Origin of the sequence: Cytobacillus sp. S13-E01, from assembly GCF_029193815.1 — a bacterium.
Lineage (GTDB): Bacteria > Bacillota > Bacilli > Bacillales > Bacillaceae_L > Bacillus_BV.
The window spans coordinates 295450-310845 of the sequence record NZ_JARFVC010000001.1; the positions used below are offsets into that span (position 1 = coordinate 295450).

A 15396-nucleotide genomic window follows, 5' to 3' on the forward strand; every position below is an offset into this window, starting at 1 on the left:
GTCTCAATTTGTATATGATTATTCTAGAGACTTACATTGAGAAGATAATAAGTTTACTTAAAGATTGCCTTTATATTTTAGATAGTCCGTTAAAAGATCAATTGCGGTTGGTATCGCTTCTTCACTTGGTTGTAATTTTGAATGATGTAAACCATATTCAGAGTTTACACCTAACCAAAACATAAACCCAGGAATATCTTTTACCATATACCCAAAATCTTCACCTGTCATTGCTTCTTTACATTCAATTACTTTACCATTTTTGCTTTGGCTAACAAAGTCCATGAATTCTTCAGTCAATTCCTTATGATTATAGACTTGATAGTACATTGCTCCATAATCTATTTTAGCTTCACACTGGTATCCGATTTCAATCCCCTTAACTAGTTCTTCAATTCTTTGTTTAACCCTAACCATTGACTGATCAGATAATGTTCGGATTGTTCCTTCTAATTTTGCCTTTTCAGCAATAATATTTTGAACCGTTCCACTCGTAATTTTACCAATTGTAATGACAACACCATCTAGTGGGTTAACATTTCTTGAGACAATTGATTGAAGCTGTGTTACTAATGTACATGCTGTAACGATCATATCGTTTGTCAAATGAGGGTAGGCTGCATGGCCACCTTTTCCTTTTAAATCAATAAAAAGCTCTGATGTATTTGCAAACAGTAACCCTTCCTTAGTTGCAATTGTTCCGACAGGATACTCAGGTGCAATGTGGAGTCCTAGGATAATGTCTGGTCTCCACTGCTTCATGATCTCACTCTGGAGCATCGGTAATGCTCCACCAGGTCCCTCTTCTGCAGGCTGAAATATAAATAATACATCATCCTTTATTCTTTCTTTCACTATATTAGTTAAAACACCCAAGGCAATACTCATATGAAAATCATGTCCACAAGCGTGCATTTTCCCTGGATGCTCTGACCTGAATGGATAGTCAGTCTCTTCCTCGATAGGGAGTCCATCAATATCAGCGCGATAGCCAATCACCTTAGTAGGATTTATCCCATTCACTTTCACAAAAATACCTGTACGCCACGTTTTTACTTGAAGGTAGTTTTGAGGTAACAAACTTATATAATCCAGAAGATATTGTTGTGTTTTATGTTCCTCAAAACCTAGTTCGGGAATTTTATGTAAGTCCCTTCTAATATTAATAAAAGGATGTAGGGTTTCCATATTTTATCCTCCTATACAGATATGGCGCGGATTTTGAAATCCACGCCTAGTGTCTTTAACTATTAATTTAATATGATGTTGACATCTGAAGCACCAAAGTTTAAGCATAAAGGGCCCAAAATAGTTTCTTATTCGTCGTTTAGCTGACGAAGCTCTTGTTTAATTTCCGTTTTTGATTTTGTCTTTTCGTCGATTTGCTTGATTACACGTGCTGGTGTTCCAGCTACTACTGTATATGGTGGTACATCTTCAATAACAATAGCGCCAGCAGCAACTACTGCACCTTTACCTACTGTTACACCTTCTAAAACAACAGCATTCGCACCAATTACTACATCATCCTCAACAACGACTGGCTTAGCTGAAGGTGGTTCAATTACACCTGCTAATACTGTACCAGCTCCAATGTGGCAATTTTTACCAACTGTTGCACGGCCACCAAGAACAGTATTCATATCGATCATCGTGCCTTCGCCAATCACAGCACCAATATTAATAGAAGCACCCATCATAATGACAGCATTATCACCAATTTCAACTTGATCACGAATAATTGCACCTGGTTCAATACGGGCTTTAATACCTTTTAGATCAAGTAAAGGAATAGCTGAATTACGGCGGTCATTTTCGACAACATAGTCTTCAACCTTAGCTTCATGTTCCTCAATTGCAGTTTTAATTTCTTTCCATTCACCAAATACAACACCGGTATTACCTGTAACAAACACTTTAGATTCTGCTCCAAAATCAATACCTTCTAAATCACCTTTGATATAGACTTTTACAGGTGTAGACTTTACACTATTTTGAATAAACGATATAATTTCATTTGCATCCATCATCTTCATATGTTATAACCTCCTAAGTAGTACCTATTATTGTATTTATGGTTCGCTCTCTTTTCCCTCTTATAACCATTTGCTATCAAATTTACTAGGCTAATAAGGGAATTGCCAAGATGTCTTACTTAATGTATCAAACAAAAACTTTCATGACAAGAAAAAAAGTCTAATTATCTATAACTGATTACTCGAGATAAAGTGAAACTTTAAGAGTAGCCGATTTCCATAAATTTCTAAATTTCGAATTCGCGATTTACTGCCCCTTATCCCTGCAATAAACTATCTTTAATTACTTTCACAAAAGCCTGCACTTGTTTTAATTCAAAGGCTGACTCGTAACCAACTAACCATGTATCTCTCTTAAATGGTTCTCCAATATCATTTAATAACGGGATTTTAAAAATATTTGTATCAGTCTCACTCAAGGTTATCGATGGTAAAATCGCATATCCTATGCCATTTAAAGTCATTTGCTTACATGTTTCTATTTGATCGACAACGATTGTACGTTTAGGGCTTGTTTGAAATTTGGTATGCCACCATTCTTGAATTTCCTGATAGTATGTGGAATCGCTTTTAAATTGGATAAATGGTCGTTCTGTTTCCATTACTTGCTCTATTTCTTGTATTTCTGTATCTACTAGATAAAGTGTGTCTGTTAGAAGATGCTGTTTGACACCTTTCCAATCAGGATTTCCACGAATAATACCAATATGGACTGAATTATCATATAAATTTTTTAATATGTCGCTACTCCACCCGGTCAATAATGATATTTTCGCATGAGGATAGGTTGTCACAAACTTTTTTAACACTTGAGGTAACCAATTCTGTCCGATAATTGATGCACAGGCAAGTTTAAGTGTTCCGTGCACCTCCAAATCTAATCCTTGAATTTGTTCCCGAAGGGCCTCTTCTTTTTCCACTACATCCTTTGCAAATTCAATGATTCTTTCCCCCGCTGGTGTGGCAGTTAAACCTTTTTGAGAGCGAATAAAAATTTGTGTTCCCCAGGATTTTTCAATTGATTGTAAACGTTGAGATAGTGCCGGCTGTGACACAAATAGCCTTTCTGACGCTTTTCTCATATTCATTTCATTTGCTAATACAACTAACATCCGAAACTCTGAAAATTGCAAGGTTCCTTCACCCTTTTAATAAGATTTACTTATATTATATCTTAATCTTTTTGTAATTTCATTATGACACTTGTGGTTATATAATAAACATATGAGAGCATTGGAGATAAGGTGGTGGAAATGGAAGAGGTACCTAGTTTACATATGTTTTTTTCTGTTAGGTAGGAAATTAGTAATCTCCGCCCTGCACCAGCTACTAACATTTATTTACATTGCGACTGATAATTCAATTAGCTTATAGAATACTATTTCAATAAGCTGTTAATCAGGAAATCTAACTGGAGGAATTTAATTGAAAATAAACATAAAAAAAATCGATCATGTACAAATTTGCATACCTATTGGTGAAGAAAATAAGGCACGACAATTTTATACTGACCTACTTGGCTTGGTGGAATTGGAAAAACCTGACTCTTTAAAAGAGAATGGGGGCTTATGGTATACCATCGGTGATATCGAACTTCATATTGGGACGGAAGAAATGTCTACATATAAAAGTAAACGTCACCCCGCATTTGAAGTTTCGAACCTTGAAACAATTCGAACTTATTTAGAGGAGAAAAAAATAAAAACAAAAGATGAAAAACCTATTCCAAATGTAAATAGATTTTCTTTTTTAGACCCGTTCGGAAATAGAATTGAATTTTTAGAAAAACTGTAAACTCGCAATCTAGTTGAAAACATCCAACTGGTTCACCCAGCTGGATGCACTTTTTCCTACCTTTGCCCCTTAGGTAAAAAGATAATCAATAAAAAGCTAATAACCGCAAAGACAAATACTCCCCAATAAACATAATGAAGCGAGATTGTTAATCCTTCTTGTAGAACAGAACGTACAGATTCTGATAAAGCGTTTCGTTCTTGTTCATTTAATAAAATATTCATTGATTCAAGCGAAACATTTTCAATTCCTTCTGACCGAATATAGGATTGAAGTTTACTATTAAGAATACCGCCAAGTAATGCGGCTCCAATCGTACTACCTAATGTTCGCATAAACATATTTGCTGCAGTTGCTACTCCTCTCATTTGCCATTCTACGGTACTTTGAATCGAGACTATAAATGAAGTTGTTGTCATCCCCATACCAATCCCTACCATAAAAGACGCGAATGCAGCCCACAATGGCCCATCATCAGGAGATAGTGTTACAAATATTACACTTCCAAAAATTAATGCTACCCCGCCAATAAGTGAGGTTGTACGAAAGCCAATTTTTAACAGCATCCGCCCTGCCACAGTAGATGCTATTGGCCAACCAATCGACATTGTCGTTAAGGTAAAACCTGCTACAATCGGCGAGCGCTCCATCACCCCCTGGACGAAAGCGGGCAAAAAGCTAGATATACCAATAAGCATGACTCCTGTCGTTAATGAAGTTAGATTAGCAATAAAAATTGATTTTTCTTTCCAAATCGCAAATGGCATCATCGGATCTTGTACATGTTTCTCTTGCCAAACAAATAAAATAAATGCAATAAGTGATATAGCTACTAATGAAAGAACAGTTGGTGACGTCCAGGAGAATCGTACGCCACCTTCAACTAATACAAACATTATTGAACTTATCGCAATAAATAAAAGAATGGCTCCTAGTAAATCGATCGAATGTTTTTTCTTTTCAATACCTTCGTGTAAAAATAACACTAATACGATAATTGCTAAGATACCTAGTGGAACATTAATCCAAAATACAAGTCTCCAGCTTACAAATTCGACGAAAACTCCACCAAGCGCTGGTCCCATTATCGCTGAAATTCCCCACACACTTGAAAGATAGCCTTGAATTTTTGCTCTTTCTTCTTTATTATACATATCACCTACTATCGTTGAAGCGATAGGCATGACAGCACCAGCACCGAAGCCTTGGATAAACCGAAATAAGATTAACAGTTTCATTGATGTTGCAAATCCACTTAATATTGAACCTATAAGAAAGACAATGATACCAAATATTAAAATTGGTTTTCTACCAAAGAGATCAGATAGTTTTCCATAAATAAGTACTGTTACGGCATTCATTAATAAATATGAAGAAAAGACCCAGCTATATAATGAGAATCCACCTAGATCCCCTACAATTGCCGGCATTGCAGTAGCAACGATAGTCGCTTCGATCGCAGCCATAAACATCGCCAGCATAACAGCAGCTAGGACTAAGGGTCTATTTGTTTGTTTCGATTCTATTTTCTCTCTTAATTTTTTTGGAATAGCTTGGCCCATTTTTATCCTACTCCTTATTTGGGAACTAAAAAAATAAAGGAAACTTCCCTCAGTGGGGGGTCTTACTGCCCGATAATGCGGGATAAAAGTAATGACCTTCAATGTGAAGGTCACTATTTTTATTTATTTAATTTTTTTATATGGTTATTTAGTTGTTTCAGTACTGCACGTCTCGTAAAAATGCCTTCGAAGAACTTTTCATCATTCTCTACACATACAAATGAATGATTTACGACAAGTTCCAATCCCTTTGAAACCTCATCATATAAGTTAAGAACAGGAATGTTGATATTCATGACTTCTTCAACTTTCATATGTTCCAGCCGCTCAAATTCAATTCTTTCTAATCCTAAAATCGAATCAAATATTAAGGTCGAACTGATTAATCCATGTAGCTTATAATAAGGATCTAGCACAGGAACAGCAGTATATCCTGTCTTTGTTAGAACAAGTAACGCATGCTCTAAATTATTACCAATTTGAACATGGGCAACTTTATCTGCTTGAATTATTAAGTCTTTAACCGTTGTTTCTAAAAACTCTCCACTTTGAAGACTAATCATAGCTGTATTCCCCTCATCAAAAAATTATTTCTAGTATACATTATGCAAACATCTTGGGTTATGGTTGTGAAATTCAGGTTGGAAAGAGAACAAAACTTTACCATTTTATCTCAATCTTATTTTAACATATAATTCAAATTTTTTCTCCGAAAACGCTTTCTTTTTCGGAAAAACAACTAGAAAAAGACCACCACTATTATATTCTAGTGGTCGCCCAAACGAAATCTATAAAGTAAACTTTAATCAGCGATGATTGTTTTAAATTACATTTCACTAATTAACTTATCGTATAATGCTATTAACCGTTTATAAACTACTTCATCCGAAGGCTTTGAACCACTCTCGATATCTGCTATTTCAACGGTTACTAAATCTAATGCGTATCTTTGGTTAAACAAGATTTCCAACAAAAGTGCTTGTTCATCTTTTGAAAGCATGGTAGTAGATGCGTTCCCCATCCATATTTTCCCCCTATAAAATAAATTGACTCCCATACCTAATTATAGTGAGGAAATTGGCTAAAAATGCTTATTTACCCGTAATCTTTTTTATTTGGTATACCGATTTGCATAACTGAATGCAGCATAGGAGTCAGGCTTTATTTTCGCTTCTAATCCCATTGCATTAATTCTTCCAGTCATATCTGAAATCAGATCTTTTGTAACACCCTTCTTTCCAATATCTAAATGAATTTCCAGTGTTAAATCAGCACCTACTTCAGCGTATGGCAGAATTAGATCTGTTAACTCCATTAGATACTCTGTAGTGAACATATAAGCAATTTCTTGACTAAAAGACGTTTCTAATGATATTTTTTCCCTTACACTTTTTATTGGACGCAGTATACAATAATTTTTCAGACAACCCCAGGCACCCTTTCCAACTCTGTGTAGATGAATGGCAGTAATAAAACGAGTTTCGTCCTGGTGTACCTGTGAATCAGTACCAATTGAAAGACGATAGCGAGCACGTGGATCCTTCATAATAAAATCTTTCAGGCGATTTATTACTGTCTCAAAATCCATATTTCCTTCCGTCACATTATAAAACGTAAAGGTCTCACTCATTTTACAGCTCCTTTGTTAGTATTCTATTGATATACTATACGTCCGTGTTAAGTTAATTGTTACATGAAAAGCGCAGGGCGCCCGGAGCTAGACATTAAGACTAGGTACAAATTTTTATACTTGCTTATCTTTTAAAGAAAACTTGGCTGGCGCCTAGTCATTTGACGACTGCCTAGTTGCCCTTACACGTTAGAAAGTAGTTATACTTTCTGATGAGGTTAATCAGAACGAGTTTTTTTAAGTCTTCCGTAAAACAAAAAAATTATACATTTAACCATAAAAAAAGCCTTTCAACTTAATGAAAGACTTTTTACCCCTTACTTGTCTCAATATTTCTTTTGACAAAATTACATTTTGAACAGGTAAAAATTACGTTTTGATTAGATTGTGCGGTTAGAACTTCCTCAAGTCTTGATTTACTTTGACATTTTGGACAAGTAACCATTGGATCCATAAGAAAGCCTCCATTTTAGTTTAAAAGTCTTCAGCCTTAATATAAATATTTGGCAAATTAATCGCACGGTTCTTAGTTGCAAGTACTAATCCAATATCTGTACTGCTTTTTAAATCATCCACTATCGTAAATGGTACATTTGATTTATTAGCTAATTTAATGTATTTAGATAGATAAGCATAATTAATTTCTCCATCTAAAAACAATTGACAGTCAGGGTATTGTTTCATCAATCTCTGAATAGGTTGATAAGTGGTATTCTTCATGACTTGTCTATTTGTTAAAGCTAGAATGACTCGTTCTTTAATCGTAGATAAGAACTTCTTTCGTTCATCTATATTTGTTTCTTTAACTCCGTGTATACCTTTATCAATATAATCTTCAAGATTCCCGCTCATTGGCCACCTCTACTATTTCAGGTTTGAGATGTTTAACGACAAGATTAATTAAACCAACTTTAGTTTATTACATCAAAAATTTCAATCGCAATCATATCTACATTATCAAATTGATATGATTTAGGCTTTTCCCCTTGTTGATAAATTTCTAGTTCAAACGTACTTGTTTTTTCAAAATACTTTACACTACATTTTTTTTCACCATTTACTTCAAAAAATCGTTGTGGAGGTTCTCCCCCATCTGATTTTTCTTGTAGACTTATTAAGCGTGTTAAAATTCCTTGAAGCTGTGACATATTACCTCTCCTTCCTCTATAGATGCCCTTTTATCATAGCATTAACAATCCTGTTTGTTCTATCCAAAAATTTATAGATCTTATGTATTAATTCACTTAGATAATTTTCAGAATTGCAAAACCATTTTTCTTTACACTATTCATTAATCAGCTTACAATATTCAGTAGATAAAGTAAAACTTTAATTGGTTCTAGAATATTCCAAGTTTTTGGGTGGATTTCTTACAGCCCATAGTTAAAGGAGCTGATAACTTGAAAAATCCGATAAAGATAACAGATAGAATTTATCTGATCGATGATTTTGATTTAGGTAGACCAGCACGAACAGGCACATATGTCATTAAAGAAGACAAACTAACGATCGTCGAGACATGTGCAAGCCCTTCTATACCATATATTCTAGAAGGTTTACATACTTTAAACATCCAACCTGAAGATATCGAGTATATTATTGTAACACATATTCACCTTGATCACGCAGGTGGAGTTGGGTTATTAATAGAAAAATGTCCAAATGCAAAGGTAATCGTACATCCAAAAGGAGCGCGCCACCTTGTTAATCCTTCCAGGTTAATTGCTGGTGCAAAAGCAGTTTATGGTGATCAGTTTGAAGCGCTTTTCGACCCTATTTTACCCATCCGAGAGGACAAAATAATCATAAAAGAAGACGGTTCAACCTTAGAACTTTCGAAGGATTGTCAGTTAACTTTTTATGATACCCCTGGTCATGCAAATCATCACTTTAGTATCCATGAGTCTGTTAGTAATGGCATATTTACTGGAGATACAGTGGGGATTTATTATCACGAACTGGTTTCAGAGGGTATAGAGCTTTATCTGCCATCAACATCACCAAATCAATTTAACCCAACTGCAATGCTTCAATCTGCAAAACGTATTGAAGAATTAAAAGTAAATTTTATTTATTTTGGCCATTATGGAATGTCTTCAAATGTTAATGAGGTATTTAAGCAATTACACTATTGGCTCCCTTATTTCATGGAAGCTGGAAAAATAGGACTTACCACCACAGAAAATAAGACTTTATTAGAACAAAAGGACGCAGTTAAAAACGCTTTACTAGCTCCTATCACAACCTATTTAGATGAAAAAAACATTCCAAGAGACCATGAAGTATATTCGATTCTAAACCTTGATCTAGACGTTTGCTCAATGGGTATCGTTGATTATTATCATAAAAATCAAAAGAAGACTAATTAGCTGAGATAATTACATAATTCTCTACATAAGAAAAGCGCAGGGCGCCCGGAGCTAGACACTAAAACTAGGTTCAAATTTTTATACTTTCTTATCTTTTGAAAAAAGGAACCATTTTCACTTAAAGGTTCCTTTTTTCATATAGAATGCTTGATTTTTATATTCCATTTCTAGAAAGGAATATAGACTAAAAATTGTGTTGGGAGCTAAATATCCTAGAAACTCTGACGTTGCGGGATGGGAGTATGTCTCATTTTTAATTTCAAGAGAAATACTATTTACGTTTGCCTCATTGTTTTCTAACTCCTTTATGAACTCAGGTTTTTCTTCACTGATTTCATTTTTATTGACTTTCCATTTTGATCCATCTTTTACAAGTATGATGGCCTCATAGTGGTCGTTATACGTTACAGGACCTTCATTGCTTTTAGGAAAAAATTCATAAATAACGTATCTATTTTGTTCTTCATCAAAAATGACGTTTGTATCATTCGTATAGGAAAAGAACGGAATATAATAAAGGGAAAAATCAGTTCCATATGTTATATAACCCTCTTCCTCTAGAAAAAGGTTTTCCTCTAAAAACAGTTTGGCGTATTCATCACTAAAGTACGGTTTTAAAATATCCCTTATTTCACCATATGCACGGTAGCGCTCACCAATTGAGATTTGTGCTTCAAAAGCTTCCTTTAAAAATTCAAAAGCTTCATCATTTGTTAGCCGCTCATTTGCTGATGCTATTACAGGTCGGTGCATTAATAAGAATCCTATAATAACAAGTAACAACATCGTGTAAATACGTTTTCGCATTGCTCATCCCAACCTTTCTACTGCATTACTACTCCTTGTCTAAACATTCTATCAACTTATCTTATTAAATTGGTAACTAATCGTTCGTAAAATTACTGCACCATTTGACAGTTTATTGCCTTTATAAACAATTTACCCTCTTTCTCTTTGTAACTAACAACAGATTATAGGCTTTTATAGAAAATCTAGTATTAATTTGTTAGGAATAACAAGAAAGTTGTCGTTTTGCTTTGTTGCAAAGAATGTTTTGTTACTACCTGAAATAAAAAACTTTCTACACAGAACAAAAGCGCAGGGCGCCCGGAGCTAGACACTAAAACTAGGTTCAAATTTTTATACTTTCTTATCTTTGAACAAAAGCGCAAGGCGCCCGCTTATCGGCGACAAGCATAAGACAAGCCGGCTGGAAGGTTGTTCTTTAACCTTCCGGACGGAATGGCTTATACCATAGAGCCGATGGCACCTGGAGCTGGACGTAGATAGACAAAGACTCGAAGTTATACACAACCTTACAATTTTATAATTTCCTAAACAACAAAAAAACCACACGGCTAAACCGTTGTGGTTTTCTGATGTTTACCAAGAACTTGACAATGCAGTATAGATTATAAATGCTATGACGAGTGCTGATGCAACAGCATATGTTAGAAATACAGGGTTACGAATGTATGGGTGATCCTGTACTTTTTCGTTAATCTCTGTATCATATTCACCTCGCATATTATGTTGCCTAGTCCCTAGTCTATATGTGTAAACAAGCCCGATAGCAAGAATTAAGATTGACAAAGCAGATAGCACAAAATTGAGTCTATCCATACGATATCACCACCTCACATGAGAAACAATTCTTTATATTACAATTCCACAAAAATAAAAACCTTATCCATTTTTTAAAATAAGGTTTTCATAACTAATGACGCTAGCACTATAAAATAGCATCATGATCATACAAATAGGCATAAGGTAAATCAATAAATAGATAATGCTCCTGACTTATTGGATAGGAGAATGTCCTGATAATTTCACCAGTTTCAATATCACTGTATAAATCAGAAAGAATTCCCAACCGATTATGCCTCATTTTCATAATATTCTCTAAAAAATAAGGACGCCAGCTCCAATTCTTCATATAATAATTAGTCTGTAGTTCCCATGTAGAATTGCACTTAAAAATATTTTCTGATTGTTGAAATCCATCTTCATCACAGATATAGATCCGGAAGGTTTTATCTGTTAGTTCTTTTGAAAGATAAATGATAAAATCATTATAGTTTTCTATTTTTTTATATTTAGTGACTAAAGACTGAACATCTAGCTGGAATTGCTCAGCTATATTTTGAATGGCGTTTAATTTTTTCTTTTCATGCCTGATAAACTGCTGAAATTGTTGTTTAAGGCGCGTCTTTAAAAAATCTCTTTCAACAAATTCCTTCGAAGGCTCATGTAGATAGAAGCCTTGATAATAGCGCCCCCCGTTGCGCCAGGCGTACTGGAGCTGAAATGATGTTTCTATGTCTTCATAAAGTAGTGTCGCACCAAGTTTCCTGGCTAGCAATGCGATTGAGTAGACAACATCATGATAGGATTGTGTTGTTGTTGTTTTACGTAAAGCTTGTAGATCTATTTTTAAAATATCTGGAGAAATGAGTCCTATACGATCTAAATTACTACTATCTTTGCCGATATTATCCACTGCAATTTTAATACCATATGTACGGTAGTAGGTAAGTAAGTGGTTTAATTGTTCGATATCTCCTTTAAAGTTGTGCTCTGTAACCTCTAACACAATGTTTTCAAGATTGATGCCTTTTGCTTTAAAGGATAACAACAATTCCAGAAATGACTGACCATGATCAATCATTAAAAGATTAGCGTCACGATTAATAAAAATCAGAACATCTTCTTTACTATTTACAAATTGTGTTAATGCTTTAGTTAAAATGGCATCATCTACCTCAATTCGAAATTCCTCTGGTACCGTTTCATCTTGGAAAAAAGGACCCAAGCTGATGATACCTTGTTCATTGTTAATCCGCCCCAATACTTCATAGCCGATAACACGTTGTTCATCAGCACTTAATACCGCCTGGTAATAAGGAATAATTTGATGTATATTCGTCATTATGTCTAATGCATCCATAGTCTATCCCCTTAACCAACTAACTTTTTATTGTTTAAATAATACCATATTTAAGTGGAATGTTGGAAATATTAGCCTTATAATCTTTCTTCCTTGTACCAGAGGTTAATTTAAACATAAAAGAAAAAACCCTACATAGCTACAGTAGAGTTTTTGCTACAATAATATTAGAACGGATTCTGGTTAAGCCATTGTCCCCCATCCATTGTTATGCACTCACCATTAATGTATGCGGCATCGTCTGATAACAAGAAATAAGCAAGACTTGCAATTTCTTCTGGTGTTCCTAGTCTTCCAAGAGGTACACTGTTTAACGTACGTTGTGCAGCCACTTCCGACTCCCATAGGCGATCCGCCCCACCCGTACGCTCAATTGGTCCCGGAGCGATTGCATTTACACGAATTCCATACTTACATCCCCATTCAACTGCCAATGTTCTTGTCATTGCCAACACTCCCGCTTTTGCACTTGCCGAGTGAATCACACCAGCGCCAGCATTCCAAGCATACGTAGCAACCATATTTAGAATACTGCCTTTTATTCCTTTGTCAATCCAATAGTTCCCCACAGCAGAGCTACAATAAAAAGTTCCATTTAAAACAATATTAATAACTGAATTCCATCCATTAACAGATAACTTTTCAGCAGGTACGATAAAATTTCCAGCTGCATTATTTACAAGATAATCTATTCTTCCAAATGCTTTATCAGTCTCACTTACCATATGGGCAACGTGATCTGGCTCTCTCACATCCATTTGAACTGGAAGAACTTGACCTTCAAATGTTTCAATTTCATTCTTGGTGGCTTCTAACTTCTCAAGTGTACGACCTGTAATTACAACAAAAGCACCCTCGGCAGCAAACTTTTGGGCCATATATTTCCCCATCCCATTTGAACCACCGGTGACGATTGCTACTTTTCCCTTCATAAAAATCTCCCCTTTGAACGAAATGAATGACTATTCATTATTTTACCATTTTTATTCTAAACATTCTAACGATTTTTATATTTTAATCATTTTTACTACTTTCTAGTGTTGACTGATGGGTCACAATAGTTAGCATAAAATTACAAATATTTTACGTTTATTGTTCTTTTTTGTATACTTATAGGGGAAGCTGCCATTTATGGGGGGATTTATGAGTAAACATCAATTACAAATAATTAGTGAGAATGATATTTTACTAGCATTAAGTTATACTAATCAATTAATGGGAACCCTCCTTGTTTCAGAAATAGACAAACAAAAGGTGCTGGTTTCAATCTCGGAATTAACTCGAAATGTTTTAATGCACGCACAAAGTGAAGGTGAATTTATTTGTGAAGTGAACGAAAGAGGCCTGACTATTCTTGTAAAAGACAACGGAAAAGGAATACCATCTATTGATAATGTTATGAACGGTATTAAAGATCCATCCTCCCAAGGACTGGGTCTCGGCTTAAGAGGTGTAAAGAGATTAATGGATGAGTTTTATATCAAATCTTCACCGAAAGGAGGAACTATTGTCATTGCCACAAAATGGATTAATCAACAAAGATGAAAGTGATGAAAAGTTACGACTTAACCGCCTGGCCTCCATTGGACAGTTATCTGCCGGTATTGCTCACGAGGTCCGTAATCCATTAACAGCAGTTAAAGGCTTTCTACAGCTCGTTAATGAGGAAAAACCCGAGCCGTACTTAGATATTGCGTTGGCTGAATTAGACAATGCACTTGCAACTTTAAATAACTTGCTACAGGTATCAAAGCCAGATTTGGAAGCAGAAAAATATGTATCTATTAATTTGCATTCTGAGCTAGAATCTATCCTTGCCCTTTTTCAGGATCAAATTTATAGAGTCGAGATTATTAAAAATTTTAAACACAGCGATCTCTCTATTTCTGGACAAAAAAATGCTTTAAAGAAAGCATTCTTCAATCTGCTAAAAAATGCCTTTGAGGCAATTGAAGGTCGTGGGAGTGTGACGGTTGACTTATTTTCGTCAGAAAAAGCACTTTGTGTGCGCATTAAAGATACCGGAGTAGGAATACCCCGAGATAAGCTTGAGTTACTAGGAACACCCTTTTTTTCAACGAAAGACAATGGTACTGGAATGGGCCTAACGCAAGTATTTAACACCTTACATAAACACGGTGCGAAAGTTACAGTAGAAAGCTTTGAAAAGATCGGGACTATCTTTGAGATTTTATTCCCAATTTCACAAAAAAAGGAGTTAGAGATCACGAAAATGGAAACATTACAATTCGTTGAAGAACAGAGCTTTAAAGAGTTTTTGTATTTAAATAAAGAAACGTTTGATACTCTTTTAAAGAACAGATCAAAAACGATCCTTGCAGAAATTCAAGATTCTCCTATAACCGAAGATAATTTATATGAAATTGCCATCCATATTGTTAGTTACTTGGACCAAGATTCTGAACATGAATTAATTGTACTTGCGAAAGAACAGGGTGTAACATGGGCTAAAAATGATTTACCAGCGATTATAAAACTGGAATGGTTCCAAAGCTTACGAAGTCTTTATTGGGATTTCATGTATAACTACTTTCAAAATAATAATAACAAAATTGATGATTTCTTCTCGCTTGAGAAGAAAACAAATTACTATTTAGACACCTTTTTAAATCATTACATAATTAGTTATAACGACTATAAAAACAAACTATTTCATTCACAAAGAGAAGTCATTGAAGAGCTTTCTGTTCCGATTATTCCACTAACAAACAATATTGCGATATTACCGATTGTTGGAACAATGGATACATACCGTGCAAAAAAGCTTCAAGAGAAAACATTACGGGAAATTGAAAAAAATAAATTCAAAAAAATAATAATTGATTTATCAGGAGTTGCTTATTTAGATACAGCTGTTGTAGCTCATATGTTTAAAATCATCGATGGATTTAGATTATTAGGTTGTAATGCAGTCGTAACCGGCATCCGCTCTGAGGTTGCAAATACTATGATTGAGCTTGGAGTAGCTTTAAATGATAAAGTTGAAACAAGAGCAGATCTACAACAAGCATTAGAAGATTTCAAGATTTTGTAAATT

Annotated in this window: 17 protein-coding genes; 4 read left to right on the forward strand and 13 right to left on the reverse strand. The window is 34.8% G+C overall.

All coding sequences use genetic code 11. From position 1 onward, the window contains the following. Positions 1-57: 57 nt before the first annotated feature. The 3 genes from PY093_RS01430 to PY093_RS01440 all read right to left on the reverse strand — a co-directional run bounded on the left by PY093_RS01430 (position 58) and on the right by PY093_RS01440 (position 3148). Positions 58-1188 carry an N-acetyldiaminopimelate deacetylase gene (locus PY093_RS01430; protein ID WP_275644069.1) on the reverse strand — a complete coding sequence of 377 codons (1131 nt, stop codon included), beginning with the start codon at positions 1186-1188 and terminating at the stop codon, positions 58-60. 128 nt (positions 1189-1316) lie between these two features. Continuing rightward, positions 1317-2036: a 2,3,4,5-tetrahydropyridine-2,6-dicarboxylate N-acetyltransferase gene (gene dapD / locus PY093_RS01435; RefSeq protein WP_275644070.1), complete on the reverse strand. Its 720-nt coding sequence runs from the start codon at positions 2034-2036 to the stop codon at positions 1317-1319. A 257-nt stretch (positions 2037-2293) separates the two neighbouring features. Next, positions 2294-3148, reverse strand: coding sequence for a LysR family transcriptional regulator (locus tag PY093_RS01440; RefSeq protein ID WP_481769261.1), 855 nt, complete (start codon positions 3146-3148; stop codon positions 2294-2296). Between the two features lie 313 nt (positions 3149-3461). Between PY093_RS01440 and PY093_RS01445 the strand changes: the two genes are divergently transcribed. After that, the gene (locus tag PY093_RS01445) at positions 3462-3830 is read left to right on the forward strand and encodes a VOC family protein (protein WP_275644072.1); all 369 of its coding nucleotides are present in this window, start codon (positions 3462-3464) and stop codon (positions 3828-3830) included. Positions 3831-3886: 56 nt separating this feature from the next. Here the strand turns inward: PY093_RS01445 and PY093_RS01450 are convergent, their stop codons facing one another. From PY093_RS01450 to PY093_RS01475, 6 genes are all read right to left on the reverse strand, one after another. Beyond that, entirely contained in the window at positions 3887-5392 is a 1506-nt protein-coding gene (locus PY093_RS01450) for an MDR family MFS transporter (protein ID WP_275644073.1), read from the reverse strand. Positions 5393-5511: 119 nt separating this feature from the next. Continuing rightward, on the reverse strand, positions 5512-5955 hold the full coding sequence (gene cbpB / locus PY093_RS01455; RefSeq protein WP_275644074.1) for a cyclic-di-AMP-binding protein CbpB: 444 nt from the start codon (positions 5953-5955) through the stop codon (positions 5512-5514). 263 nt (positions 5956-6218) lie between these two features. Next, entirely contained in the window at positions 6219-6413 is a 195-nt protein-coding gene (abbA, locus tag PY093_RS01460) for an antirepressor AbbA (protein WP_275644075.1), read from the reverse strand. Positions 6414-6503: 90 nt separating this feature from the next. Continuing rightward, a complete protein-coding gene (locus PY093_RS01465) occupies positions 6504-7022 on the reverse strand; it encodes a ribonuclease H-like YkuK family protein (RefSeq protein WP_275644076.1) in 519 nt (172 codons plus the stop codon). A 474-nt stretch (positions 7023-7496) separates the two neighbouring features. Further along, positions 7497-7874 carry a YueI family protein gene (locus tag PY093_RS01470; protein WP_275644077.1) on the reverse strand — a complete coding sequence of 126 codons (378 nt, stop codon included), beginning with the start codon at positions 7872-7874 and terminating at the stop codon, positions 7497-7499. 59 nt (positions 7875-7933) lie between these two features. Continuing rightward, positions 7934-8170, reverse strand: a complete 237-nt coding sequence (locus PY093_RS01475) for a YkuJ family protein (protein WP_275644078.1) — start codon at positions 8168-8170, stop codon at positions 7934-7936. A 252-nt stretch (positions 8171-8422) separates the two neighbouring features. Here PY093_RS01475 and PY093_RS01480 point away from each other — a divergent pair, with 252 nt between their 5' ends. Continuing rightward, positions 8423-9391 (forward strand): MBL fold metallo-hydrolase, encoded by a 969-nt coding sequence (locus PY093_RS01480; RefSeq protein WP_275644079.1) that lies wholly within the window; start codon positions 8423-8425, stop codon positions 9389-9391. Positions 9392-9505: 114 nt separating this feature from the next. Here the strand turns inward: PY093_RS01480 and PY093_RS01485 are convergent, their stop codons facing one another. From PY093_RS01485 to fadH, 4 genes are all read right to left on the reverse strand, one after another. Beyond that, a complete protein-coding gene (locus tag PY093_RS01485; RefSeq protein WP_275644080.1) occupies positions 9506-10198 on the reverse strand; it encodes a DUF3993 domain-containing protein in 693 nt (230 codons plus the stop codon). Positions 10199-10774: 576 nt separating this feature from the next. Beyond that, a complete protein-coding gene (locus PY093_RS01490) occupies positions 10775-11014 on the reverse strand; it encodes a hypothetical protein (protein ID WP_275644081.1) in 240 nt (79 codons plus the stop codon). A 109-nt stretch (positions 11015-11123) separates the two neighbouring features. After that, entirely contained in the window at positions 11124-12338 is a 1215-nt protein-coding gene (locus PY093_RS01495; RefSeq protein WP_275644082.1) for an EAL domain-containing protein, read from the reverse strand. Between the two features lie 167 nt (positions 12339-12505). After that, positions 12506-13270, reverse strand: a complete 765-nt coding sequence (fadH, locus tag PY093_RS01500) for a 2,4-dienoyl-CoA reductase (RefSeq protein WP_275644083.1) — start codon at positions 13268-13270, stop codon at positions 12506-12508. 211 nt (positions 13271-13481) lie between these two features. Between fadH and PY093_RS01505 the strand changes: the two genes are divergently transcribed. Together PY093_RS01505 and PY093_RS01510 are read left to right on the forward strand one after the other, a co-directional pair. After that, positions 13482-13883 carry an ATP-binding protein gene (locus tag PY093_RS01505; RefSeq protein ID WP_275644084.1) on the forward strand — a complete coding sequence of 134 codons (402 nt, stop codon included), beginning with the start codon at positions 13482-13484 and terminating at the stop codon, positions 13881-13883. Beyond that, positions 13846-15393 carry an ATP-binding protein gene (locus tag PY093_RS01510; protein ID WP_275644085.1) on the forward strand — a complete coding sequence of 516 codons (1548 nt, stop codon included), beginning with the start codon at positions 13846-13848 and terminating at the stop codon, positions 15391-15393. The genes PY093_RS01505 and PY093_RS01510 overlap by 38 nt, the downstream gene beginning before the upstream one ends. The last annotated feature ends 3 nt before the right edge of the window (positions 15394-15396 follow it).